Below are 24561 nucleotides of genomic sequence, written 5' to 3' on the forward strand. Positions count from 1 at the left end.
CATAACGCCCATCAGGGCCTGGCGTCGTGGCGATCACGTGGGATCATGTCCTGGACACGGATCGTGCCGACCCAGGGGGGAAACACGGTGGGTGAACAGTTCGTTCCGACCCGCGTGGAGCACGGCTCAGCGGGCGAACCGATTCGCGTGCTGGTGGTCGACGACCACGATCTGTTTCGCCGGGGTCTGGACATCGTGCTCGCACCCGAACCGGACATCACGGTGGTGGGCGAGGCCGGGGACGGCGCCGAGGCGCTCGAGGCCGCGCAGGATCTGTTGCCGGACATCATCCTGATGGACGTGCGGATGCCCAGACGCGGCGGCATCGAGGCCTGTACGGCGATCAAGGAAGTCGCGCCCAGTACGCAGATCATCATGCTCACGATGAGCGAGGAAGAGGCCGACCTCTACGACGCGATCAAGGCCGGCGCGACCGGTTACCTGCTGAAGGAGATCTCGCACGGCGAGGTGGCCTCGGCGATTCGCGCGGTGGCCGACGGGCAGTCGCAGATCAGTCCGTCGATGGCGGTCAAGCTGCTCACCGAGTTCAAGTCGATGAGTCGGCGGGACGACGAGCGGCGGTTGGTGCCGGCGCCTCGGTTGACGGATCGCGAGATCGAGGTGCTTCGGTTGGTGGCGACCGGGCGCAACAATCGCGACATCGCCAAGCAGTTGTTCATCAGTGAGAACACGGTGAAGAACCACGTGCGGAACATTTTGGAGAAGCTGCAGTTGCACTCTCGGATGGAGGCCGTGGTCTACGCGATGCGCGAGAAGATTTTGGAGATCGGCGACTGATTTGGCCTCAATCGCCGGCCGGGCTGATTTTGGCCTCACGCGCCGGCCGGGCTACTTGGCCTCAAACGCCGGCCGGGCTGGAAGTGTGCGGCTCGGCTTGGGCGTTGGTTGCGCTGAGGTGGCCTCAAGTGCCGGCCGGGCTGGTCGCCTCAAACGCCGGCGGGGCTGGATTGGCCTCAAACGCCGGCCGGGCTGGAAGTGTGCGGCTCGATTTGGGTGTTGGTTGCGCTGAGGTGGTCTCAAATGCCGGCGGGGCTGGAAGTGTGCGGCCGGCCTTGGGCTTTGGTTGCGTTGGGTTGGCCTCAAGCGCCGGCCGGGCTGTTGGTGGCCTGGTCGGCGCTTGGGGTTGTGGCGGCGGAGCCGGGTCAGCTTGCGAGTAGGGCGGTCAAGGGCTTTCTGGTTTGTTCGTGGGTCAGTTGTTCTATGCGGACGTTGGTGCAGCCGACCCATTCCGCGGCCGTGCGGAGGGCTTCGGACATCGACTGGAGGGTGCGGGTGGGGATCTTCGGGCCGGATTCGAAGGACACGCGGCGGGCCACCAGGGTTTGGCCGTCTCGGGCCGGGTCGACTCGGCCGAGTAGTCGGCCGCCGGCGAGTAGTGGCATGACGAAGTAGCCGTGTACGCGCTTGGCGGCCGGTACGTAGGCCTCCAGGCGGTGTTCGAAGCCGGTGAAGACTCGGGCCGTGCGCGGGCGGTCCCACACCAGGGAGTCGAACGGGGACAGGAGTGTGGTGCGGTGCCGGCCGCGTGGGGGAGCGGCGAGGGCGTCCGGGTCGGCCCAGGTGCCCTCGCGGGCGGCCCGCTCGCCCCAACCGGCGACGGTGACCGGGATCAGGCCGCTGCCGGGCAGTGCGGCGTCCACCTGGGCTCGGGTCAGCCGGTACTGGTCCATCAGGTCGGTCCGGGTGGCCACGCCCAGTTGGCGGCCGGCCAGGCGGACCAGGCGGCGTAGGCACTCGGCGTCGTCGGGGTCCTCGGCGAGCAGCGCGGCCGGGATCACCCGGTCCGGGAGGTCGTACACCCGCTTCCAGCCCTCGCGGCGCACGCAGACGACGTCGCCGAAGGCCAGGGCGCGTTCGACGGCGATCTTGGTGTCGCTCCAGTCCCACCATTCGCCCTTGGCCTCGGGGGTCCGGGGGTCGTCCCCCGATGTTTGCAGCGCGCCGCCCAGGGCGGTTGCGGTGAGCGGGCCCTCGGTGCGGAGGCGCTCCAGGACGGTCTTGTACGCCTCCTCGGTGACCCGGTGGTTCCACAGCCCGCCGCGACCGCGGAAGTGCCGGCGGCGGAAGGCGAAGTCCGGCCAGGTGGACATCGGCAGTACGCAGGCCGCGTGCGACCAGTACTCGAACGCGGTGTCGCCCGCCCAGTAGGCGGCCTCGACGGCCGGGCGGCCGATCGCGCCCAGGCGGGCGTACGGCACCAATTCGTGCGAGCGGGCCAGCGTGGAGATGGTGTCGAGTTGTACCGCGCCCAGTGCGCGCAGCACGCCGGGTACGCCCGCGCGGCGATCGGGGGCGCCCAGGAAACCCTGTGCGGCCAGCACGATCCGGCGGGCCTCGTCGGCGGTGAGCTCGACCTGGGCGGCGGGAGGCGGCGGTGTGGTCATGGGCGCCACCTTAGAACGTATGTTCGCATCAGAGGTCCGTGGCGAGCCGGGCGTGCAGGTGGACGTCGGTGAAGTCCTCGTCGAAGCCGGTGACGCAGCCCCGGAGTACTCCTTCGAGTGCATATCCGCACGCCTTCGCCACTGCGCAGGAGGCCTCGTTGGCGACCGCGTGGCGCAGTTCGACGCGATGCAGGTCGAGTGCGCCGAACGCCCATCGGGTCAGCGCGCCCACCGCGTGCCGGGCCACCCCGCGACCACGTGCGTCCTGCAGCGTCCAGTAGCCGATCTCCGCCGTGCGCCACCTCGGGGCCACGTTGCGCAGCGCCACATGGCCCCGGATCTCGCCGGTCACCGCGTCCATCACGGCGAACGAGGGCCCCTCGCCGCTCGCCCAGCGCCGCTCGCGCTCGGCCAGCCACGCCTGCGGATCCGCGTCCTCCGGCTCGGGCGGGTGGTGTGCTATCCGAGGGTCGCCGAGCGCGCGGGTGAGCACGTCGGCGTCGTGTTCGTTCCAGGGGCGGAGCTGAAAGCGGCCCGCCGCGATCTCCACAGGTTCCATGCCCGTCACTGTGCCGGCCCGCGAGGCTCGATCCCGGCTTGCCTCCTCGCATACGATGGCCGTATCGGCGGGACGGGCCCCGCCGTGCCGTCACGTCCGAAAGGCGGGCGGGCGCCGTCGGGCAAGGAGCTCATCCAGCGTGTCTATCTTCGACAAGGTCCTGCGCGCCGGCGAGGGCAAAATCCTGCGCAAGCTCAACCGCATCGCAGATCAGATCGAGTCGATCGAAGAAGACTTCAAGGACCTCTCCGATGCCGAGCTTCGGGCACTGACGGACGAGTACAAGCAGCGCTACGCCGACGGGGAGACCCTCGACGACCTGCTTCCGGAAGCCTTCGCCACCGTTCGTGAGGCCGCGCGCCGCACCCTGGGCCAGCGGCACTACAAGGTGCAGCTGATGGGTGGCGCCGCGCTGCACCTGGGCAACATCGCCGAGATGCGTACCGGTGAGGGCAAGACCCTCGTCTCCACGCTGCCCGCCTATCTCAACGCGCTCGCCGGCCAGGGCGTGCACGTGGTCACCGTCAACGACTACCTGGCCGAGCGCGACTCGGAGTGGATGGGCCGGGTGCACCGCTTCCTGGGCCTGTCGGTGGGCTGCATCCTGGCCAACATGCCGCCGCACGAGCGGCGCAAGGCGTACGGCTACGACATCACGTACGGCACCAACAACGAGTTCGGCTTCGACTACCTGCGCGACAACATGGCGTGGTCGGCCGACGAACTGGTGCAGCGCGGCCACTTCTTCGCCGTGGTCGACGAGGTCGACTCGATCCTGGTCGACGAGGCCCGTACGCCGCTGATCATCTCCGGCCCGGCCGACCAGGCCACGAAGTGGTACGCGGACTTCGCCGTGATGGTCAAGCGGCTCAAGCGCGGCGAGGCCGCCAACCCGCTCAAGGGCATCGAGGAGACCGGCGACTACGACGTCGACGAGAAGAAGCGCACCGTCGCCATCCACGAGTCGGGCGTCGGCCGGGTCGAGGACTACCTGGGCATCGACAACCTCTACGAGGCGGTCAACACCCCGCTGGTCGGCTACCTGAACAACGCCATCAAGGCGAAGGAGCTGTACAAGCGGGACAAGGAATACGTGGTCGTGGACGGCGAGGTGCTCATCGTCGACGAGCACACCGGCCGCATCCTCGCCGGTCGCCGCTACAACGAGGGCATGCACCAGGCGATCGAGGCCAAGGAGGGGGTGGACATCAAGGACGAGAACCAGACCCTGGCCACCGTCACCCTCCAGAACTTCTTCCGCCTGTACAAGAAGCTCGGCGGCATGACCGGCACGGCGATGACCGAGGCCGCCGAGTTCCACCAGATCTACAAGCTCGGCGTGGTGCCGATCCCCACGCACCGCGCGGTGCAGCGTGTGGACCAGTCCGACCTCGTGTACAAGACCGAGGAGGCCAAGTTCGACGCGGTGGTCGAGGACATCACCCAAAAGCACGAGAAGGGCCAGCCGGTCCTGGTCGGCACGACCAGCGTGGAGAAGTCCGAATACCTCTCCGCCCAGTTGCGCAAGCGCGGCGTGCCGCACGAGGTGCTCAACGCCAAGCACCACGAGCGCGAGGCGCAGATCGTCGCGCAGGCGGGCCGCAAGGGCGCGGTCACGGTGGCCACCAACATGGCCGGCCGCGGTACCGACATCATGCTCGGCGGCAACCCCGACCACCTCGCCGCGGCCGAACTGGCGCAGCGCGGGCTGACCTCGACCGAGACGCCGGAAGAGTACGAGGCGGCCTGGCCGGCCGCGCTGGAGAAGGCCAAGAAGGCGGTCAAGGCCGAGCACGAGGAGGTCTCCGACCTCGGCGGCCTGTACGTACTGGGCACCGAGCGGCACGAGTCGCGACGGATCGACAACCAGCTGCGTGGTCGTTCCGGCCGGCAGGGCGACCCGGGCGAGTCGCGGTTCTATCTCTCGCTGGGCGACGACCTGATGCGCCTGTTCAAGGCGAACATCGTCGAGCGGGTGCTGACCTTGGCCAACGTGCCGGAGGACCAGCCGATCGAGTCGAAGATGGTCTCCAACGCGATCAAGTCCGCGCAGACCCAGGTCGAGCAGCAGAACTTCGAGATCCGCAAGAACGTGCTCAAGTACGACGAGGTGCTGAACCGGCAGCGCGAGGTGATCTACGGCGAGCGGCGCCGGGTGCTCGCGGGGGAGAACCTGCAGGAGCAGATCGGGCACTTCATCGACGACACCGTCGAGGCGTATGTGCACGGTGCGACCGAGGGCTTCGCGGAGGAGTGGGACCTGGAGGCGCTCTGGACCAACCTCAAGCGCCTCTACCCGGTCAGCATCACGATCGAGGAGGTCGAGGAGGAGTTCGGCGACCGCTCCGAGCTGGACACCGAGCAGCTGGTCGAACTGCTGCGGGCGGACGCGCAGGCGGCGTACGCGCTGCGCGAGGAGAAGCTCGGCGAGGAGGTCATGCGCGAGCTGGAGCGCCGGGTGATCCTGTCCGTGCTGGACCGCCGCTGGCGTGAGCACCTCTACGAGATGGACTACCTCCAGGAGGGCATCGGGCTGCGCGCGATGGCGCAGCGCGACCCGCTGGTGGAGTACCAGCGCGAGGGCTTCGACATGTTCAACGCCATGATGGAGGGCATCAAGGAGGAGTCGGTCGGCTACCTCTTCAACGTCGAGGTGGAGATCGAGCAGGTGCCGGAGGCGCCGAGCATCTCGATCGACAAGGCCGCGCCGCTGCCGGAGATCCACGCGAAGGGGCTGGACGCGCCGCAGCGGCCGGCACACCTTCAGTACAGCGCGCCGACCATCGACGGCGAGGGTGGCGTGATCACCTCCGAGGAGAGCTTCGACGAGGACGATGTCGAGGTGGACGAGGGTGCGACTCGCGCGGAGCGGCGGCGGGCGCAACGCGCGAAGCGCAAGAAGAAGTAGGCGGCGTTCGCGGCGGTGGCGCGGGTCGGTCCTGGCCGGCCGGCGGCCCGCTGGTCCTCAAGCGCCGGACGGGCTGGGGGTTTGCGGACCTTTGGTTGAGGGCTGCGGATGGCTCGTTGGTCGAGGGCTGTGGACGGCCCGGTCGGCGGGCGTTGTGGCTTGACGTGTGGTGGTGTGCGGGGCCCGGATCGGTGGTTTCGGTCCGGGCCCCGCTGCGGTTTGGGTGGGTCGGTCTTGGCCGGCCTGCGGCCTGCTTGTCCTCAAGCGCCGGACGGGCCGGGGGGATTGCGGGCCTTTGGCCGAGGGCTGCGGATGACTTGGTTGGTGGGTTGGCCGGCCCGCAGCCTGCATTGTCCTCAAGCGCCGGACGGGCTGGATTTTTGCGGACCTCGGCCGAGGGGCTGCGGGGCGTCTGTCCGTGGGCCCACCGGCTGGGGTGCGTTGGTTGCGGTCCGGGTCTCTTTTGTTTGGGGTCAGGCTCGGTTGTCGTGTTCCAGGGCGGTGCACAGCCACGTGTTGGTCGGGTGGCGGGTTGGGGCGTCTCGTTCCAGGCGGAAGGCGACCGTCAGGATCCAGTTCTGGGCGTGTAGGCGGGCGTAGGCCTCGGCTACGCCGTCGGCCGGGGCGTGGGCGCCGCAGGATTCGACGCGTAGTCGGCCGATTTTGCGCGCGGCCAGCCGGCGGACCAGGTGTTGGGTGGTGGTGTAGACCGCTGCCGAGGCGTGTGGGCGCAGTTGGCTGATCGCGCGTAGGCCGGAGGCGATCTCGGCCAGGGCGTGGGCCAGGCGGCGGGCGCGCAGGCGGCCCTCGGCGGGGTCCGGGTCGGCCGGGGTGTGGATCAGGCGCAGGGCGGGCCGGAGCGCGGGCTCGGGAGCGGGGCCGGCCAGGGCGAGCGTGCCGTGCACGAGTGGGCGGCGGTGGGCCCACGGGCGTAGTGGGACCACCTCGGCCGTGGGCGGGTCGAAGGGGGTCTCGGCGGCGGGCGCGGGTACCACGTACAGGTGCGGTGGCGTGTTCTTGTGGACCATGGGTCCTCCCCGAAAAGGTGAAAAAAGGCAGGCGTCGGTGTGCGCGCACGTCGTCCCGCTCGTTCCCCCGACCGGGTCGTGTGCAGGGACTTCCTAGCCGGCCGGGAGCTTTCGGTCAACCATTCGTCTGGGCACTCGTGGTGACCATCCGTGGCCGGTGTTTCCGGGGTGGCGCCGGGTTCGATCGCCCTAAGTGATTACGCTGACGCGCGTCGACTCACGCACTGTGGCGGTGGGTCGGCCGTTGCCCCGGTCGCCTTCGAACCCGAAGGGATGCCGGGATTTCACCCGATTGGAGTCGCCCGATGCGCGTGTTCATCCCTACGACGCCCGCCGGCCTGGCCGCGGTGCACGCCGCCGGCGGGCTCGAGTCGGCGCCGCTGCCGGCGTACGCGGTCACCGAGGCGTTTCGCGCGTGGTACGGGAGCGAGGACGAGGAGGAGTTGGAGTATGGGGCGCTGACCCGGGCGGCCGAGGCTTCGTTGCGGTTGCTGGCCGCGGATGGGCCGGGGGCTCGGCGGCGGCGGGTGGTGCTTGCGGCGGATGTGCCGGATGGGCTGGTGCGTGCCGTACCGGAGGAGGGGCCGGGGGCGGTGGTGGTGGCGGCCACCGTGCCGCGCAAGCGGATCGCGGCGGTGCACATGGATACCGCGGCGGCCGAGGGCACGATCGGCGACGCGCTCGCCGGTGGGCTTACCGACGAGCTGATCGAGGCGACCGAGGAGCACGAGTTGTTGTGGTTCGCGACACAGGAGCTGGCCGACCTGCTGTGAGGGCGCCCACGGCACAATGAAGGTCCATGGAGAGTCGAACCCCGCACCTGGTCTGGGACTGGAACAGCACGCTGTTCCACGACCTGGACGCGATCATCGCGGCCACCAACGCCTCGTTCGCCCTGCTCGGATTCCCGCCGATGACGCTGGAGCGCTATCGCGAGCTCTATTGCGTGCCGGTGCCGAGGTTCTACGAGAAGGTCACCGGTCGGGTGCCCGATCCGGGCGAGTGGGCGCTGTTGGACGGGGCCTTCCAGGAGGTCTACGCCGCGCATAGTGTGCGCTGCGAACTGGCGGGTGGCGCCGATGAGTTGCTGCGCGGCTGGCAGCGCGACGGCGGCACCCAGTCGTTGCTCTCGCTGACCGCGCACGAGGCGTTGATGCCGTTCGTGCGGCGGTTCGGGATCGAGGAGCGGTTCGTCCGGGTGGACGGGCGGGTGGGTCCGCCGGGTGGTGGCAAGGCCGAGCACCTGGTGCGGCATCTGGCCGCGTTGGGCCGGGAGCCCGCCGACGTGGTGCTGATCGGCGACGCGGCGGACGACGCGGCGGCGGCGCGGCACGTGGGGGCGCGGGCGGTGTTGTACTCGGGCGGTTCGCATGCCCGGGCCAGTCTGGAGGGGGCCGGCGTGCCGGTGGTGGACTCGCTCGCGGACGCGGTGGCGCTCGCGCGTGGCCGGGCGGCCTGACCGTCGGGGTTTCGCATCGATTGTCCGGTTCGTGGGCACTGCGCATCCATGGATGCTGTCACCCGGGTGCCCCGGCCGAGCAATGAACCCGTCCACGGCTACGCGCCGGGCTCGCCCGAGCGGGCCCGCCTGATCGCGCGGCTCGCCGAGTTGTCCGCCGCGCCGGTGGATCTGCCGCACGTGATCGGCGGTGAGCAGCGGATGGGCGCGGGCAAGCGGGTGCAGCTCGTCCAGCCGCATCGGCGCGCGGCCGAACTCGGCACGCTGGCCAACGCGACGCACCAGGACGCGCGCGCGGCGCTGACCGCGGCGAAGGAGGCCGCGCCGGACTGGCGGGCGCTCGACTTCGACGACCGGGCCGCGATCCTGCTCAGGGCCGCCGATCTGCTCGCCGGGCCGTGGCGCGAGACGGTCGCCGCCGCGACCATGCTCGGTCAGGGCAAGACCGTGCAGCAGGCGGAGATCGACGCGCCGTGCGAACTGGTCGACTTCTGGCGGTTCAACGTGCACTTCGCCCGGCGGATCCTGGCCGAGCAGCCGATCAACTCACCCGGGGTGTGGAACCGGTTGGACCATCGGCCGCTCGAGGGCTTCGTGTACGCGGTGACCCCGTTCAACTTCACCGCCATCGCGGGCAATCTGCCCACCGCGCCGGCGCTGATGGGCAACGTGGTGGTGTGGAAGCCCGCGCCGACCCAGGCGTTCGCCGCACAGCAGTTGATCCGCCTCCTGGCGGCGGCCGGGTTGCCGCCGGGGGTGATCAACGTGCTGCACGGGGACGGGATCGCGGTCTCCGATGTGGCGCTGGCCGATCCGGACTTCGCCGGGCTGCACTTCACCGGGTCGACCGCGACGTTCAAGCATCTGTGGCGCTCGATCGGCGCCAACCTGGACACCTACCGCGGCTATCCGCGGATCGTCGGCGAGACCGGCGGCAAGGACTTCGTGGTGGCCCACCCCAGTGCCGATCACGACGTGCTGCGCACCGCGTTGGTGCGTGGCGCGTTCGAGTACCAGGGGCAGAAGTGCTCGGCCGCCTCGCGTGCGTACATTCCGCGCTCGATCTGGGAGAGCGAGTTCCGCGAGGCGTTCCTGGCCGAGGTGGACGGGCTGTCGATGGGCGATGTGACGGATCTGCGGCACTTCATGGGGGCGGTGATCGACGAGCGCGCGTTCGCCAAGCTCAAGGCGGCGATCGATCGGGCGCACGTGGACGACGGGTTGCGGGTGTTGGCGGGCGGGACGTACGACGACTCGGTGGGCTGGTTCGTCCGGCCGACCGTGGTGCTCGCCGAGGATCCGTGGGACGAGGTGTTCACCACCGAGTACTTCGGGCCGTTCCTGGGCGTGCACGTCTACGAGGACGGCGACTGGGACGCGATGTTGCGGCAGATGGAGTCGGCCGCGCCCTACGCGCTGACCGGCTCGGTGATCGCGCGCGATCGGCGCGCGCTGGCCCACACGTCGGGCTTCCTGCGGTTCGCGGCCGGCAACTTCTACCTCAACGACAAGCCCACCGGCGCGGTGGTGGGGCAGCAGCCGTTCGGCGGCGCGCGGGCGTCCGGCACCAACGACAAGGCCGGCGCGATGCAGAACCTGATGCGCTGGACCAGCACCCGCACGATCAAGGAGACGTTCGACCCGCCGACCGACTACCGCTACCCGCACATGGGCTGAACCCCGCGTCGCGTGCTCAGGCCGGCGCCTTGGCCCGCAACACCTGGACGAACTCGCGCATCCAGGCCGGGTGGTCCACCCAGCTGCGGGCGGACACCAGGGTGCCGTCGACGACCGCCTCGCCGTCCACCCAGATGCCGCCCGCCGCCCGGATGTCCGGCGCGATCGCCGGATAGGCGGCGGTGCGGCGCCCGGTCAGCACCCCGGCCGCGGCCGACACCAGCGGGCCGTGACAGATCTGCGCGACCGGTTTGTCCGCCGTGAAGAAGTGCTGCACGATCCGCTGTACGACCGGGTTGTTGCGCAGGTATTCCGGCGCCCGTCCGCCCGGCAGCACCAGTGCCACGTAGTTCTCCGGCCGCACCTCCACGAACGCGAAGTCGGCCGGCCACGTATAGCCGGGCTTCTCGGTGAAGGTGTCGAAGCCGTCGACGAAGTCGTGCACGACGAAACTCAGCTTCTTTCGCGAGGGACCGGCCACGTGCACCTCGTAGCCCTCCTCGCGCAGGCGCTGGTACGGATACAGCACCTCCAGCGACTCCGCCGCGTCCCCGGTGATCAGCAGCACCTTCCTGGCCATGACGATCGTCTCCCCACCTCGTTCGTCCCGCCGTGCGCGGCGTCCTCGCACCCGCATCCACGGTGCCCCGAGGGTCGCCTTCGGGGCAATGGGTACGAGGTGTCCGGACCGACCCGGAAATTACTTACCCGGTGATCCGAGATCCCCTCTCGGCGGCCCGGGGGCACGCGAGTAGCCTGACGATGCGGCGACGCCGTGCGGCTCGCGGGCCGGGACGACGGAGTCCCGGAACCACCACTTGCCCGGGGACGTCGCCTGCAACGGGTACCCGCCGTCGGCGGGTACCGGCAGTACACGGCCGGGCACGCCCGGGGACGGCAATGGTCACGCAACGGCGCGCGACAGGAGCGGCAGCATCATGCAGAGCAAGCTGGACGAGGCGAAGGCGGAGCTTCTCGCCCGAGCGGCGGAAGCGGCACGAGCGGCATCGTCACAGCACGGAGGCGGCGGGCCCGAGGGCCCGAACCGGGTGGACCTCGACGTCCTCCTGTCCCGCTATTACCGGCACACCGCACCCGACGACCTGATCGATCGTGATCCGGTCGACGTGTACGGCGCGGCGATCTCGCACTGTCGACTCGCGGCGGAGCGCCCCCAGGGCACCGCGCGGGTCCGGGCCTACACGCCCACGGTGGAGGAGAACGGCTGGGCGTCGGGGCACACCGTGGTCGAGGTGGTCACCGACGACATGCCCTTCCTGGTGGACTCGGTCACCAACGAGCTCTCCCGCCAGGAACGCAGCATCCACGTGGTGATCCACCCACAGCTGATCGTTCGGCGCACCATCGCCGGCGAGCTGCTGGAGATCGTGGACACCACCGACGCGCACGGGGTGCCCGAGGACGCGGTCATCGAGTCCTGGATGCACATCGAGATCGACCGCGAGAGCGACCGCGAGGACCTGCGCGCGGTGGAGAGCGGGCTGCAGCGGATCATCCGCGACGTGCGCGAGGTGGTCGAGGACTGGACCAAGATGCGCGACACGTCGTTGCGCCTGGCCGACGAACTCGCCAACGACCCGCCGGCCACGCTGCCGGAGGAGGAGATCGGCGAGGCGTGGGAGCTGCTGCGCTGGCTCTCCGAGGACCACTTCACCTTCCTCGGCTACCGCGAGTACGACCTGGTCACCGAGGACGACGAGGACGTGCTGCGCGCGGTGCCCGGCACCGGGCTCGGCATCCTGCGCGCCGACCAGGACCTGTCCGCGTCCTTCAGCCGGCTCTCCTCCCGGGCCCGCGCCAAGGCCCGGGAAAAACAGCTGCTGATCCTGACCAAGGCCAACTCGCGGGCGACCGTGCACCGTTCGGCCTACCTGGACTACATCGGCGTCAAGAAGTTCGACGCGGCCGGCAACGTGGTCGGCGAGCGCCGCTTCCTGGGGCTGTTCAGCTCCGCCGCCTACACGGACAGCGTGCAGCGGATCCCCGTGGTGCGCCGCAAGGTGCACGCGGTGCTCGACCAGGCCGGATTCCCGCCGGTCAGCCACGACGGCCGGGACCTGCTCCAGATCCTGGAGACCTACCCGCGCGACGACCTGTTCCAGATCGCCGTGGACGAGCTGCACGACATCGTGATCAGCGTGCTCTACCTGCAGGAGCGCCGCCGGCTGCGGCTGTTCCTGCGCAAGGACGAGTACGGCCGGTTCTACTCGGCCCTGGTCTACCTGCCGCGCGACCGCTACACCACCGAGGTCCGGCTCAAGATGCAGGAGATCCTGCTCGCCGAGCTGACCGGCTCGGTGGTCGACTACACCGCGCGCAACACCGAGTCCGTGCTGGCCCGCCTGCACTTCACCGTGCGCGTGCCCACCGGCGCCGAACTGGGCGACCCGGACGTGGACTACATCGAACGACTGCTGTCGGAAGCCACCCGCTCGTGGATCGACGACTTCGGCGAGGCCCTCGTCGCCGAATGCGGCGAGGAGAGCGCGGCCGAGTTGTCCCGCCGCTACGCGCACGCGTTCAGCGAGGGCTACAAGTCCGACTTCCCGCCCCGGACCGCGGTCGCCGACCTCAAGCGGGTCGAGGAGTTGACCCCCGAGGCGGACTTCAAGCTGCACCTGTACGAACCGATAGGAGCACTGCCGGGCGAGCGGCGCTTCAAGATCTACCGCAGCGGCGGCCACGTCTCGCTGTCCGAGGTGTTGCCGATCCTGCAGCGGATGGGCCTGGAGGTCGTCGACGAGCGGCCCTACGAGCTGCGCCGCGCCGACGGCAGCGTGGCCTGGGTCTACGACTTCGGGCTGCGCTACGACGCGGCGACGGTGTACGGACAGCCCGAGGACGTCAAGGAGCTGTTCCAGGACGCGTTCTCGGCGACCTGGACCGGGCGCGCGGAGAACGACGGGTTCAACGCGCTGGTCTTCCGGGCCGGGCTCACCTGGCGGCAGGCGATGGTGCTGCGCGCCTACGCGAAGTACCTGCGCCAGGCCGGCGTCACCTTCGGGCAGGAGTACATCGAAGGTGTCCTGGTCTCCAACCCGCACACCACCCGGCTGCTGGTCAACCTGTTCGAGGCCCGCTTCTCGCCCGGCCACCAGCAGGCCGGCACCGAGCTGGTGGACGGCATCGTCGAGGCCATCGAGGGCGCCCTGGATCAGGTGGCCAGTCTGGACGAGGACCGCATCCTGCGGTCGTTCCTGGCGATGGTCAAGGCGACCTTGCGGACCAACTTCTTCCAGCACCGCGACGACGGCGACGCGCACGACTACCTCTCGCTCAAGTTCGACCCGCAGGCGATCCCGGACCTGCCCGCGCCCCGGCCGCGGTTCGAGATCTTCGTCTACTCGCCCCGGGTCGAGGGTGTGCATCTGCGCTTCGGCGCGGTCGCGCGCGGCGGGCTGCGCTGGTCGGATCGGCGCGAGGACTTCCGTACCGAGATCCTGGGCCTGGTCAAGGCGCAGATGGTGAAGAACACGGTGATCGTGCCGGTCGGCGCGAAGGGCGGCTTCGTCTGCAAGCAGCTGCCCGACCCCGCGGACCGCGAGGCCTGGCTGGCCGAGGGCATCGCCTGCTACCGCACCTTCATCGGCGCGCTCCTGGACATCACCGACAACCTCGTCGACGGCGCCGTGGTGCCGCCGGCGGACGTGGTGCGCCACGACGGCGACGACACCTACCTGGTGGTGGCCGCCGACAAGGGCACCGCGACGTTCTCCGACATCGCCAACGAGGTGGCCCAGTCCTACGGCTTCTGGCTCGGCGACGCGTTCGCCTCCGGCGGCTCGGCGGGCTACGACCACAAGGGCATGGGCATCACCGCGCGCGGCGCGTGGGAGTCGGTCAAGCGGCACTTCCGCGAACTGGGCCACGACACCCAGACCGAGGACTTCACCGTCGTCGGCATCGGCGACATGTCCGGCGACGTGTTCGGCAACGGCATGCTGCTCTCCGAGCACATCCGGCTGGTCGCCGCGTTCGACCACCGGCACATCTTCCTGGACCCCAACCCGGACGCGGCGACCTCCTTCGCCGAGCGGCGCCGGTTGTTCGACCTGCCGCGCAGCTCGTGGGCGGACTACGACAAGGCGCTGATCTCGGCCGGCGGCGGGGTCTACCCGCGCACCGCCAAGTCGGTGCCGATCAACGCCCAGGTACGCCAGGCCCTGGGGTTGCCGGACGGGCTGATCCGGCTCACCCCGGCCGAGCTGATGAAGGCGATCCTGCAGGCCCCCGCGGACCTGTTCTGGAACGGCGGGATCGGCACCTACATCAAGTCGGGCAACGAGTCGCACGCCGACGTCGGCGACAAGTCCAACGACGCCATCCGGGTCAACGGCGCCGACCTGCGGGTCAAGGTCGTCGGCGAGGGCGGCAACCTGGGCTGCACCCAGCTGGGGCGGGTCGAGTTCGCGCTCGCCGGCGGCCGGATCAACACCGACGCGATCGACAACTCGGCGGGCGTGGACACCTCGGACCACGAGGTCAACATCAAGATCCTGCTCAACCAGGTCACCGCCGCCGGCGACATGACCCTCAAGCAGCGCAACGCGCTGCTCGCGGCCATGACGGACGAGGTCGGGCACCTGGTGCTGGCCGCCAACTACGGGCAGAACTGGGCGCTTTCCAACGCGGTCGCGCAGGCCTCCAGCCTGCTGCACGTACACATGCGGTACATGCGCCGGCTGGTTCGCGAGGGGCACCTGAACCGGGAGATCGAGTTCCTGCCGACGGACCGGCAGCTGCGCGAGCGGCAGCAGAACGGGCAGGCGCTGACCCAGCCCGAACTGGCCGTGCTGTTCGCGTACACCAAGATCGTGATGGCCCAGGACCTGATCGCCTCCGACCTGCCGGACGACCCGTTCCTGGCCCGGGAGTTGTACCGCTACTTCCCGAGCGCGCTGCGGGCCAAGTTCGCCGCGCAGATGGACCGGCACCCGCTGCGCCGGGACATCATCACCACGGTCGTGGTCAACGAGGTGGTCAACCTCGCGGGTCTGTCGTTCATGTTCCGCATGCGCGAGGAGACCGGCGCCACGGCGGAGGAGGTCGCGCGGGCGCACATCACCGCGCGCGAGATCTTCGGCGCCGACCGGATCATGGGCGCGATCGCGGCACTGGACAACCGGGTCCCGGCCGAGATGCAGACCACACTGCGGCTGCACAGCCGGCGGCTGATCGAGCGGGCCACCCGCTGGTTCCTGGGCAGCCGGCGGGAGATCGACATCGCCGCACAGGTGGAGTTCTTCCGGGACGGTGTGGCCGAGGTGATCGCGCACCTGCCCAAGGTGCTCCGCGGCTCGGACCTGGCCTGGATGGACGGCCTCCACGAGGAGTTCACCGCGGCCGGGGTGCCCACCGAACTGGCCGCCGCGGTGGCCGGGATGTCCTCGGCGTACGCGGCCCTGGACATCGTCGAGGTCGCGGACGACTCCGGGCGCGGGGTGGTCGACGTGGCCCAGGTCTACTTCGACATCGCCGACCGGCTGCCGATCGCGCACCTGCTGGACCGGATCATCGAACTGCCGCGCAGCGACCGGTGGAAGTCGATGGCCCGGGCCTCGCTGCGCGAGGACCTGTACGCGGCGCAGGCCGGACTCACCGCCGACGTGCTCGCCTCCGGGGAGCCGGAGGACACCCCGGAACTGCGGTTCAAGGCGTGGGAGCACAAGAACGCGGCGGTGATCACCCGCGCCCGGTCCACGCTGGACGAGTTGCAGGAGGCGGAGAACTACGACCTCGCGACGCTCTCGGTCGCGATGCGCACGATCCGTACGCTGCTGCGCACCGGCGCCAAGAGCTGATCGGTGCGGGAGTGATCGATCGGTGCGGCCGCCGGCCCGGAACCCACTGGGGTTCCGGGCCGGCGGCCGTTGTTCGGGCCGAACTCCTACGGTTCGAGCATCAGCAGTTCGTGCCGGCTGCGTTCGCGCACCGCCCACCAGCACGGCAGATAGATCACCGCGGGCAGCCCGGCCACCAGGATCGACCAGGTCGGGCAGCTCATCAGGGCCGCCACCAGCGCGACGAACACGTGGATCAGGCCCACCGCCGCCGCGCGTGCCAGGGCTCCGGTGCCGCGCCGCATCGCGTCCAACACGCCGGCCACGGCCAGCCCGCAGACCACGGCGATGCCCGCGCACAACACCGACGCGACCAGCAGCAGGTCGCCGAGCCCCTCCAGGCTCGTCTGATCGTCGCGCACCGCGAACGACATGACCGCCACCGTGATCGCGGTCGCGCTCATCAGCAGCGTCTCGACGGCCAGCGCGATCAGCAGGGTCCGCAGAAAACCGATTCGACGACTTCCCCTCATTGTTCCCCCGAAATGACGTTTGCCCCCCGCGTGATGCTCCCCGGAGCCGGTTCGCAGCGGCGGGGAGCACCCTACGCCTTCGGACGATGCCACACGGAATCGAGTTCCCGAGCCCGATATCCGTAACGATGGCGTACGAAAGGCGCCGTTCGACTACTTGACGGCGCCCGCCATCACACCCTGGACGAAGTAGCGCTGGAAGCTGAAGAAGACCACCACCGGGACGATCAGCGACAGGAACGCGCCGGGCGCCAGCACGTTGATGTTGGCGCCGAACGCCCGGGACTGGGACTGCAACGCCACGGTCAGCGGCGCCGATTCGGTGTCCGCGTAGATCAGCGCGATCAGCATGTCGTTCCACACCCACAGGAACTGGAAGATGCCCAGCGAGGCGATCGCGGGCAGCCCGAGCGGCAGGATGACCCGGAAGAAGATGGTCAGATCGGTCCCGCCGTCCATCCGGGCGGCCTCGAGCAGGTCGCGCGGGATGCCCGCGAAGTAGTTGCGCAGCAGGAATACCGCGAACGGCAGCCCGAACGCGACATGGAAGAGCACGACGCCGGTGATGGTGCCGAACAACCCGGTGTTGCCGTAGAGCTTCGAGATCGGGATCAGCGCCACCTGTACCGGCACCACCAGCAGCCCGACCACGATCAGGAACAACCAGTCCCGACCGGGGAATTCCAGCCACGCGAAGGCGTACGCGGCCAGCGAACCGAGCAGGATCACCAGCACCGTGCTGGGCACGGTGATCCAGATCGTGTTGAAGAACGCCCGGGTCATGTCCTTGTTGTCGAGCAGATGACTGTAGTTGGCGAAGGTCAGCTCGCTCGGCTTGCCGAGCACCTTCCACCACCCCGACTTGCTCAGCTCCTGCGGATCGCGCAGCGAGGACACCAGCAGGCCGAAGGTGGGCATCAGCCAGAACAGCGCGATCAGCACGAGCAGTACGCTCGCCAGGCCGCCGCCGGTGCGGCCGACGATCCGCGCGGCCAGGCCGCGCCTGATGCCGCCGTCCGGGGGTACCGGGGGGCGTACCGGCTTCGTCGGGGCGGGGGTCGCGGGGGCGCTCACCGGTTCTCCCTTCGGAAGCGACGGATGTTGAACAACATCGCCGGCAGCACGAGCAGGAACAGCAGGATGCCGATGGCGCTGCCCAGACCCTGGTTGTTGCCGCCGCCGAAGGAGGCGATGTACATCTGCAGGGCCAGCACGTTGGCCTCCTTCTGCGAGGAACCCAGCGAGATGATGTAGACCAGGTCGAAGATCTTCAGCACGTTGATCACCAGCGTGACCATCACCACGACCAGGACCGGGGAGAGCAGCGGGATGGTGACCCGGCGGAAGACCTGCCACTCGGTCGCGCCGTCCACCCGGGCGGCCTCCAGGGCGTCCCGGGGGATCGCCGCGAGGCCCGCGGCGATCAGCACCATCGCGAAGCCCGCCCACATCCAGATGTAGGCGCCGATGATCGCGGCGGTGATCAGATTCGGGCCCAGCCAGTCGTAGCCGCCGAAGGCCTTGGCGAAGTTGGCCGCGGTCAGCCGCAGTTGCACCGGGCCGTCCTTGACGGCGGACGCGGGCAGGGTGAACGAGCCGTCCTTGCCGGTGGTCGTGCTCGCCACGGTCCGGCCGTTGCGCACCGCCTCGACGTGCACCCCGGGCAGGCCCTTCTCGCCGGGGTCGATCACCCCCGGCTTGCCCACGTTGCCCTTGGTGAAGTCGATCCACACCACGCCGCCCACGCCGCCGGCGGGCGGTACGCCGGGACTTGCCTGGCGGGCGTCGGCGGGGATCTTGTCCGCGCTCAGCGCGACCAGGGGCAGCAGCGCGGTGCCGCCGGGCCCGGTGCCCGCCCGGCTGATGAAGCCGCCGTCCTGTGGGGTGAGCACGGTGTCGCCGCGCGGGCGGGCGCCGGGATAGGGCGCGCCCTCGCTGAACACGTCGTGCACGCTGGTGAGCACCGCGTTGGCCACGCCCTGGTCGGGGTCGCGGTCGTAGACCAGCCGGAAGGTGATGCCGGCGGCCAGCATGGACACCGCCATCGGCATGAACACGATCAGCTTGAACGCGGTGGCGAAGCGCACCCGTTCGGTCAGCACCGCGAAGACCAGGCCCAGCGAGGTGACCGCGGCGGGCACCACGAGCACCCAGATCAGGTTGTTCTTCAGCGCGGTGAACGTGTTGTCGTCGGTGAACAGTTCCTTGTAGTTGTCCAGACCCACGAAGTCCGACCAGCCGGCCGCGCCGAACAGGCTGCGCAGCAACGACCACACGATCGGATAGGCGACCAGGACGGCGAGTACGACGAGGGCCGGCAGCAGGAACAGCCAGCCCAACAGGGCGCCCGAACCGAGCCCGCGCGACTCGCGCGCGGGCGTCGGTGTTGTCTTCTCGGGCACCGCGACCTTGACGGGTGCCTTGTCACTCATGGCCGTCGATCACCCGGCCGAGTAGGCCTTGGCGGCGTCCGCCTCCAGCTTGGCCTGCGCCCCCGCCACGTCGGAGGGGTTGCGCAGGAAGTCCTGGAGGTCGCGCCACTCGCCCTCGCCCTTGGTGCCGCCGAACGCCGCCGGCGCCTGGTCGGAGAGGTCGAAGCGGAAGTCGTCGCCCGCGGCGATCAGATTCTTGGCGATCCCGCGCGTGTTGTCGTCCCGGTAGGCCGCGAAGTCCAGGTTCTTGTTGGGCGAGAGGTAACCGCCCTGCTGCGCCCACACCTTGGCGGCGTCCGGCGAGGCCAGGTACTTCAGCAGCGCCTGGGCGCCGGGGGAGTCCTTCATCGCCACCGCGACATCGCCGCCGGTGACCACCGGCGCCTTGCCGGTGCCGACCGCGGGGAACGCGAAGAACTTCGCGTCGGCGCCGATCTTGGCCTTGGTGTCCTTGATGATGTTGGTGCCGATGAAGTCGGCGCCCGGGATCATCCCGGCCTTCGGCGGGTCGCCGAACACCTGCGGTACGGACGCGGGGAACTCGGTCTGCAGCACGCCGCCGGTACCACCCGGGAACCAGTCGCTCTTGCCGAACACCTGGGCCAGGGTCTCCAGGGCGGCCTTGACCGAGGGGTCGGTCCACGGGATCTTGTGCTTGGTCAGCAGGTCGTACTTCTCCGGCCCGGCCTGGCTCAGGTAGACGTTCTCGAACCAGTCGGTGAGCACCCACCCGTCGGCGCCGCCGATCGCGAACGGCGGGGTGCCGGAGTCGGAGATCAGCCCGGCGTTCTTGAGCAGGTCGTCCCAGGTCTTGGCCTCGGTGGCACCGGCGTTGGCGTAGACCTTGGCGTTGTACCAGACCAGCGACTTGTTGGCGCCCTTGTAGTAGACGCCGTAGAGCTTGTCCTGGTACGAGCCCAGCTTTTGCCACTGCGGCGCGAAGTTGGCCTGCACGGCCTGCTGCACGTCCGCGGCGAGCGGCTTGATCCAGCCCTTCTGGGCGAACTGCTGGAGTACGCCGGGCTGGGCCAGGAACGCCACGTCCGGCGGCGCGTTGCCCTCGACCCGCTGGCCCAGGAACGTGGAGGCGCTGTCGCCGGTGGGGACGAACTCGGTCTTGGCCCCGGTGCGCTTCTCGAAGTCGGCCAGCACCTTCTTGAACGCGGCCTGCTCGTCGCCGGTCCACACCGCGGCCACGCTGACCGTGGTGCCGTCCAGTCGGGGAACGGCCGGCGCGCCGCTCCCGCTCGGCGTGCCGTCGCTCTTCTTGTCCTTGCTGCCACCGTCGTCGCCGCAGGCCGCGAGACCCATGGCGAGCATCGAGGCGACCGCCAAGGCGCCCACAAGCCGCTTCACGCATCCTCCGTAATGGACAGACCCGTCTCCGGGTCGAAGAAGTGCAGCCGGTCGGTCGCCACCCGCATCACCACGGCGGAGCCCTCGCGGACCCGGGTCCGCGGCCCGAAGCGGGCGACGATCTCGCAACGCGCGGCGCTCGCGTCGGGCATCCGCTCGTCCGCGCCCACGTCGCGGGCCAGTTCCCGGACGTCCTCGGTGAGCGCGGGCGGCGCGTCCACGCTCACGTGTACGAGCACCTCGGAGCCCATCGCCTCGACCAGGTCGGCCTCGGCCCGCAAGATCGCGCCGTCGGCGGGCTCGGTGCCCGCCGACGCGGCGTCGTGCAGGTCCTCGGGACGGATGCCGACGATCAGCGACCGGTCGCGGTAGCGGGCCAGGGCGGGCCGGGCGGCGGTTACGTCGGGGTGCACGATCAGCCGTTGGCTGCCCACGGTCACCGCGGTGGTGCCCGCGCCGTCGTCGTGGGTGAGGGTGCCGGTGAGCAGGTTCATCGCGGGTGAGCCGATGAAGCCGGCCACGAACAGGTTGACCGGGTGGTCGTAGAGCTCCTGCGGTGGGGCGACCTGTTGGAGCACCCCCTTCTTCATCACCGCGACCCGATCGCCGAGGGTCATCGCCTCGGTCTGATCGTGCGTCACATACAGCGTGGTGACCCCGAGTTCGCGGGTCAGCCGGGCGATCTGGGCGCGCATCTGCACGCGTAGCTTCGCGTCGAGATTGGACAGCGGCTCGTCCATCAGGAACGCCTGCGGCTCGCGCACGATGGCCCGGCCCATCGCCACGCGTTGCCGTTGGCCGCCGGAGAGTTGGCGCGGCTTGCGGCCCAGATGCTCCTCCAGGCCAAGGGTCCGGGCCGCCGCGGTGACCCGTTCGCGAATCTCCGCCTTGGGCAACTTCCTTAATCGGAGCCCGAATCCGATGTTGTCCCGGACATTCAGATGCGGATACAGGGCGTAGCTCTGGAACACCATCGCCACGTCCCGGTCGCGCGAGGGGACTCGATTGACGACCCGATCGCCGATGCTGACCGTGCCCTCGCTGATCTCCTCGAGGCCGGCCACCATCCGTAACGCGGTGGTTTTCCCGCATCCGGACGGTCCGACCAATACCAGGAACTCCCCGTCCGCCACGGTCAGATCGAGTGCGGTGACCGCTCTCGTGCCGTCCGGGTAAACCTTTCCGACCCGTTCGAGAATCACTTCCGCCACGTAATTTTCCCCCGATGGTGGGCAGACATCGCCTTCCGATGTCCTGTGTTACGCCTGGTGTGGCGCTCGCCACAACCCCCGGCGCGGGCAACGAGCTTGATTCGTGACTTTCGATCATCGCTGCGTAATCGGTTCGGCGGTGGTGGTCGCGCTGTGTGTGGGGAGGGGTTTTTGGGCCCGCGGGCCCACCCGTTGCGTTTGCGGCGAAGGCTGCGGAATTACTGCGGCGGGGGTGCCCGATGGGGCCCGGCGGCCGGGTTGGCGCCTTTGCCCGGTGTTGCGGGTGCTTGCGTTTGGGGCGGGGGTTGCGGGATTAGCGCGGTGGCGACTGCGGGATTGTTGTGGCGGGGATATCTGATCGGGTCCGGTGGGTCGGCCGGTGCATTGTGGCCCGCGTTGTGCGGGTTATCGGGCCTTGTGGGCCAGGCGTAGGGGGGATTCCTGCCAGAGGCGGGGCGGGTGGGGGGTGCCCAGCTGTTCCGCGGCCCGGCGGACCGCGCCGGTGAGCAGGGCCAGGTCGGTGGGGCCGTTGCCGCCGCCCACCGGAGTGGGGCGGCGGGACAGGCGGTTGCCCATCTCCTGCCATTCCTGGCGGACCACCGTGGGGCGCAGGGTGGCGGTACGGGGCATGCGGCCGGTCACGCGGCCGGCCTGGAAGGGGACCACCGCGCCGTCCCGGCCGCGGACGAAGCCTCGGCCGGGATAGTCCTCGTCGACGCCCGCCGCGTCCTCGACGTCGATCAGGACCCGCGAGGACTGCGGGTCGTCCACCCGCAGTGCGATCCGCAGTTCGGCGCCGGCGGCGGCCTCGATCTCCATGGCGCGAGCGGGCCGACCCGTGGTGAGCAGCAGGTGTACGCCGTGCGCGCCGCCGCGATGGGCCACATCGGCGAGGCTCTTGACGAACCCCGGGTACGCCTCGGCCAGCAGGTCTATGTCGTCCACCGCCACCACGAGCCGAGGCAGCGGATGCCCGGGGCCCGCCCGGTACGCCTCGAACGCGGTGCCGCGCAGCAGCCGCTCACGCCGGTCCAACTCGTCCCGCACCGCGGCGATCGCATCGCCGCCGGCCGGGCCGGCCGCGTCGGTGAGCGAGCCCACCACGTGCGGCAGTTCGGCCAGCCCCTCGGGGCCGCGGACCAGCGCGATGGCCAATTCGTCCGGTCGATTCGCCACCGCGAGCGAACACAGCACCGAGGCCAGCAACTCGGAGCGGCCCGAGCCCGCCGCCCCGCCGATCAGCACGTGCGGCCCGTCGGTGGACAGGTCCACCGTGACCGCCCCGCGGGCGTCCGAGCCGAGCACCATGCGCGGCGAGCGGCCCGCCTCGCGCCAGCCCGCGAGCAGCTTGGCGGGGGTGAGCAGGTCCAGGTTGAGCAGGTCGAGCAGCCGGACCGACTCCGGCAGCGGCGAGGTGACCCGCCGGGTGGCCTCGCGCAACGGGGCCAGCGCGCGGGCGAATCGGTCCGCCCACGCCGAGGACACCGCGTCCGCGACCACGTCGTCGATCCGCCGGGTGCCCGGGCCGAGCAGGTCGATTCGGGTGCCCACCTCGCCGGTGACATGCGCCACCGCCGAACACTGCGGCGGCAGTTCCTCGGCCCGCTCGTCCAGACACAGCGCGTGTACGCCCGCCGCCGGGCCCTCGACCAGGAGCCGGACGATCTCCGGCCGCGCGGCCAGCCGGCCGGCCCCGTCGAGCACCACCACGGTGCGCCGGGTGGGCACCCGCTCGGCGGTGTCGAGGCGATCGAGCAATTCGCCCACCCGGGCCGAGACCTGATCCGGGCCCAGGCCGACCAGCAGCCGGCAGTCCTGGCCCTCGCCCGGCCGCAGATGCGGCAACCAGCGTGCCCAGGACCAGTCGGCGGCGGTGCCCGGGTCGGCGCACAACACCACCAACTCGACGTCCTGCGGCCCGTGCAGCCCGGCCAGTTGGGCCACCACCGAGCGGGCCAGACCCAGCAGTCGGGGGCGGTGGCCGGTCAGGCCGAGCACGGTGTCCTTGAGCGAGACGGTCACCGGTACGGAGAACGCGGTCAGCGTGCGCTCCTCGGCGGCGGTGCCCGCACCGTCCGCCGTCCGCACCACGGTCACCCGCGACGGCAGATCACCCACCCCCAGCCGCACACTCAGCGCCTCCGGATGGCCGGCCGCCCGCTCCCACAACCGCCCCGCCGGACCCGGCTCGCCGGTGGCCAGCGCGTCCAGGAGCAGGGTGGCCGGGTCGGGCGACTGGTCACGGCGCCAGCGCACCTCGTCGAGCAGCGCCGAGCGGGCGGCCGCCTCGATCGTCTCCCGCTCGTCGCCCGCGGCCTTGCGGCGCAGCGCGAACGGTCGCCGTCGTCCCGGCGCCTCCTCGGGCAGCTCGAAGCGGGCCCGCGCGGGCACCGGCAACTGCGCCCGGGCGGTCCGCCGCACCTCGAGATGCCCGGTGCCGTCGGCCCGGGCCGGCTCGCCCGGGGCGTCCTCGAGCGAACCGTAGGGCAGGGGCAGAAAGGTCTGGAGGGTGGACTCGCCGACCCGCAGCAGCGAACCCGGCGGCAACTCGACCGGTTCGCGGCCGATCGGCATCCCGTCCACCGTGGTGCCGTTGGTCGAGCCGAGGTCGGCGACCCGGATCCGGCCAGGCTCTATCCACAACTCGGCGTGCAGCCGGGACAGATCGGGATCACCGAGCCGCACCTCGGCCTCGGGCGCGCGGCCGATCCGCACCCCGCCCTGATGCAACAGATGCACCCCGCCCGCATCCGGCCCGCCGACCACCCGCAGCTGCGGCGAACCGGCGGCGGGGGAGGGGGAGCCGAGCGCGTCCACGGTGACCAGCGCGCCGTCCACCAGCGGCGGCCGGCCCACGGGCGTGTCGTCGCGCAGCCGCACGTCGCCCACCCAAAAGCGCCGCCCGTCGGTGCCGGAGGCGGTCCGCAGGGCACCCGCGATCCCCGCGAAAGTTGTCCCGGACGGCGCGGTGACGAGCACGTCGGCGCCCGGTCCGGTCCGCTGCGGTCCGTGCACGGTGAGCCGGATCTGCATGCGCGCCTCCCTCCTCCGAGCAGAAAACAAGAGGCATCCTCGCACCCGCGACCGTCATGTCGCCCACGGCCGGACGGAAGCCGAACAGACGGAGGACCTTGTCCTAATTTCGACTACAAAGGACCGAGTCGCCGGCGAATCGCCCGAACGCCACGCCGA

16 protein-coding genes are annotated in these 24561 nt (G+C 70.4%); 6 read left to right on the forward strand and 10 right to left on the reverse strand.

Going from position 1 to position 24561, the window contains the following annotated elements; all coding sequences use genetic code 11:
- Positions 1–87: 87 nt before the first annotated feature.
- On the forward strand, positions 88–798 hold the full coding sequence (locus ABIA38_RS30810) for a response regulator (RefSeq protein WP_424642156.1): 711 nt from the start codon (positions 88–90) through the stop codon (positions 796–798).
- Between the two features lie 365 nt (positions 799–1163).
- Here the strand turns inward: ABIA38_RS30810 and ABIA38_RS30815 are convergent, their stop codons facing one another.
- Complete coding sequence (locus ABIA38_RS30815) at positions 1164–2405, reverse strand: winged helix-turn-helix domain-containing protein (RefSeq protein ID WP_424642157.1); 1242 nt, start codon at positions 2403–2405, stop codon at positions 1164–1166.
- Between the two features lie 28 nt (positions 2406–2433).
- The gene (locus ABIA38_RS30820; protein ID WP_424642158.1) at positions 2434–2964 is read right to left on the reverse strand and encodes a GNAT family N-acetyltransferase; all 531 of its coding nucleotides are present in this window, start codon (positions 2962–2964) and stop codon (positions 2434–2436) included.
- 139 nt (positions 2965–3103) lie between these two features.
- Here ABIA38_RS30820 and secA point away from each other — a divergent pair, with 139 nt between their 5' ends.
- Positions 3104–5872, forward strand: a complete 2769-nt coding sequence (gene secA, locus ABIA38_RS30825; protein WP_424642159.1) for a preprotein translocase subunit SecA — start codon at positions 3104–3106, stop codon at positions 5870–5872.
- A gap of 473 nt (positions 5873–6345) precedes the next feature.
- Here secA and ABIA38_RS30830 read toward each other — a convergent pair whose 3' ends face one another.
- A complete protein-coding gene (locus ABIA38_RS30830; protein WP_424642160.1) occupies positions 6346–6900 on the reverse strand; it encodes an Rv3235 family protein in 555 nt (184 codons plus the stop codon).
- A gap of 305 nt (positions 6901–7205) precedes the next feature.
- On the opposite strand from ABIA38_RS30830, the gene ABIA38_RS30835 reads away from it, so the two are divergent.
- The 3 genes from ABIA38_RS30835 to pruA are packed head-to-tail and all read left to right on the forward strand — an operon-like array spanning position 7206 to position 10036.
- Positions 7206–7673 (forward strand): DUF6912 family protein, encoded by a 468-nt coding sequence (locus ABIA38_RS30835; protein WP_424642161.1) that lies wholly within the window; start codon positions 7206–7208, stop codon positions 7671–7673.
- A 26-nt stretch (positions 7674–7699) separates the two neighbouring features.
- Complete coding sequence (locus ABIA38_RS30840; protein WP_424642162.1) at positions 7700–8359, forward strand: HAD family hydrolase; 660 nt, start codon at positions 7700–7702, stop codon at positions 8357–8359.
- Positions 8360–8407: 48 nt separating this feature from the next.
- Positions 8408–10036, forward strand: a complete 1629-nt coding sequence (gene pruA / locus ABIA38_RS30845) for an L-glutamate gamma-semialdehyde dehydrogenase (RefSeq protein ID WP_424642163.1) — start codon at positions 8408–8410, stop codon at positions 10034–10036.
- Positions 10037–10052: 16 nt separating this feature from the next.
- Here the strand turns inward: pruA and ABIA38_RS30850 are convergent, their stop codons facing one another.
- Positions 10053–10616: a DJ-1/PfpI family protein gene (locus ABIA38_RS30850; RefSeq protein ID WP_424642164.1), complete on the reverse strand. Its 564-nt coding sequence runs from the start codon at positions 10614–10616 to the stop codon at positions 10053–10055.
- A gap of 358 nt (positions 10617–10974) precedes the next feature.
- On the opposite strand from ABIA38_RS30850, the gene ABIA38_RS30855 reads away from it, so the two are divergent.
- On the forward strand, positions 10975–15858 hold the full coding sequence (locus ABIA38_RS30855) for an NAD-glutamate dehydrogenase (protein ID WP_424642165.1): 4884 nt from the start codon (positions 10975–10977) through the stop codon (positions 15856–15858).
- Positions 15859–15944: 86 nt separating this feature from the next.
- Here the strand turns inward: ABIA38_RS30855 and ABIA38_RS30860 are convergent, their stop codons facing one another.
- The 6 genes from ABIA38_RS30860 to ABIA38_RS30885 all read right to left on the reverse strand — a co-directional run bounded on the left by ABIA38_RS30860 (position 15945) and on the right by ABIA38_RS30885 (position 24402).
- Entirely contained in the window at positions 15945–16370 is a 426-nt protein-coding gene (locus ABIA38_RS30860; protein WP_424642166.1) for a hypothetical protein, read from the reverse strand.
- Positions 16371–16523: 153 nt separating this feature from the next.
- Entirely contained in the window at positions 16524–17444 is a 921-nt protein-coding gene (locus tag ABIA38_RS30865) for a carbohydrate ABC transporter permease (protein WP_424642167.1), read from the reverse strand.
- Positions 17441–18802 carry an ABC transporter permease subunit gene (locus ABIA38_RS30870; protein WP_424642168.1) on the reverse strand — a complete coding sequence of 454 codons (1362 nt, stop codon included), beginning with the start codon at positions 18800–18802 and terminating at the stop codon, positions 17441–17443. Before ABIA38_RS30870 ends, ABIA38_RS30865 begins: the two co-directional genes overlap by 4 nt.
- A gap of 9 nt (positions 18803–18811) precedes the next feature.
- Positions 18812–20158, reverse strand: coding sequence for an ABC transporter substrate-binding protein (locus ABIA38_RS30875; RefSeq protein ID WP_424642169.1), 1347 nt, complete (start codon positions 20156–20158; stop codon positions 18812–18814).
- On the reverse strand, positions 20155–21369 hold the full coding sequence (locus tag ABIA38_RS30880) for an ABC transporter ATP-binding protein (RefSeq protein ID WP_424642171.1): 1215 nt from the start codon (positions 21367–21369) through the stop codon (positions 20155–20157). The genes ABIA38_RS30875 and ABIA38_RS30880 overlap by 4 nt, the downstream gene beginning before the upstream one ends.
- Before the next feature lie 405 nt (positions 21370–21774).
- Entirely contained in the window at positions 21775–24402 is a 2628-nt protein-coding gene (locus ABIA38_RS30885; protein ID WP_424642172.1) for an FHA domain-containing protein, read from the reverse strand.
- Between the last annotated feature and the right edge of the window lie 159 nt (positions 24403–24561).

Source organism: Embleya sp. AB8, assembly GCF_049739465.1.
Classification (GTDB): domain Bacteria; phylum Actinomycetota; class Actinomycetes; order Streptomycetales; family Streptomycetaceae; genus Embleya.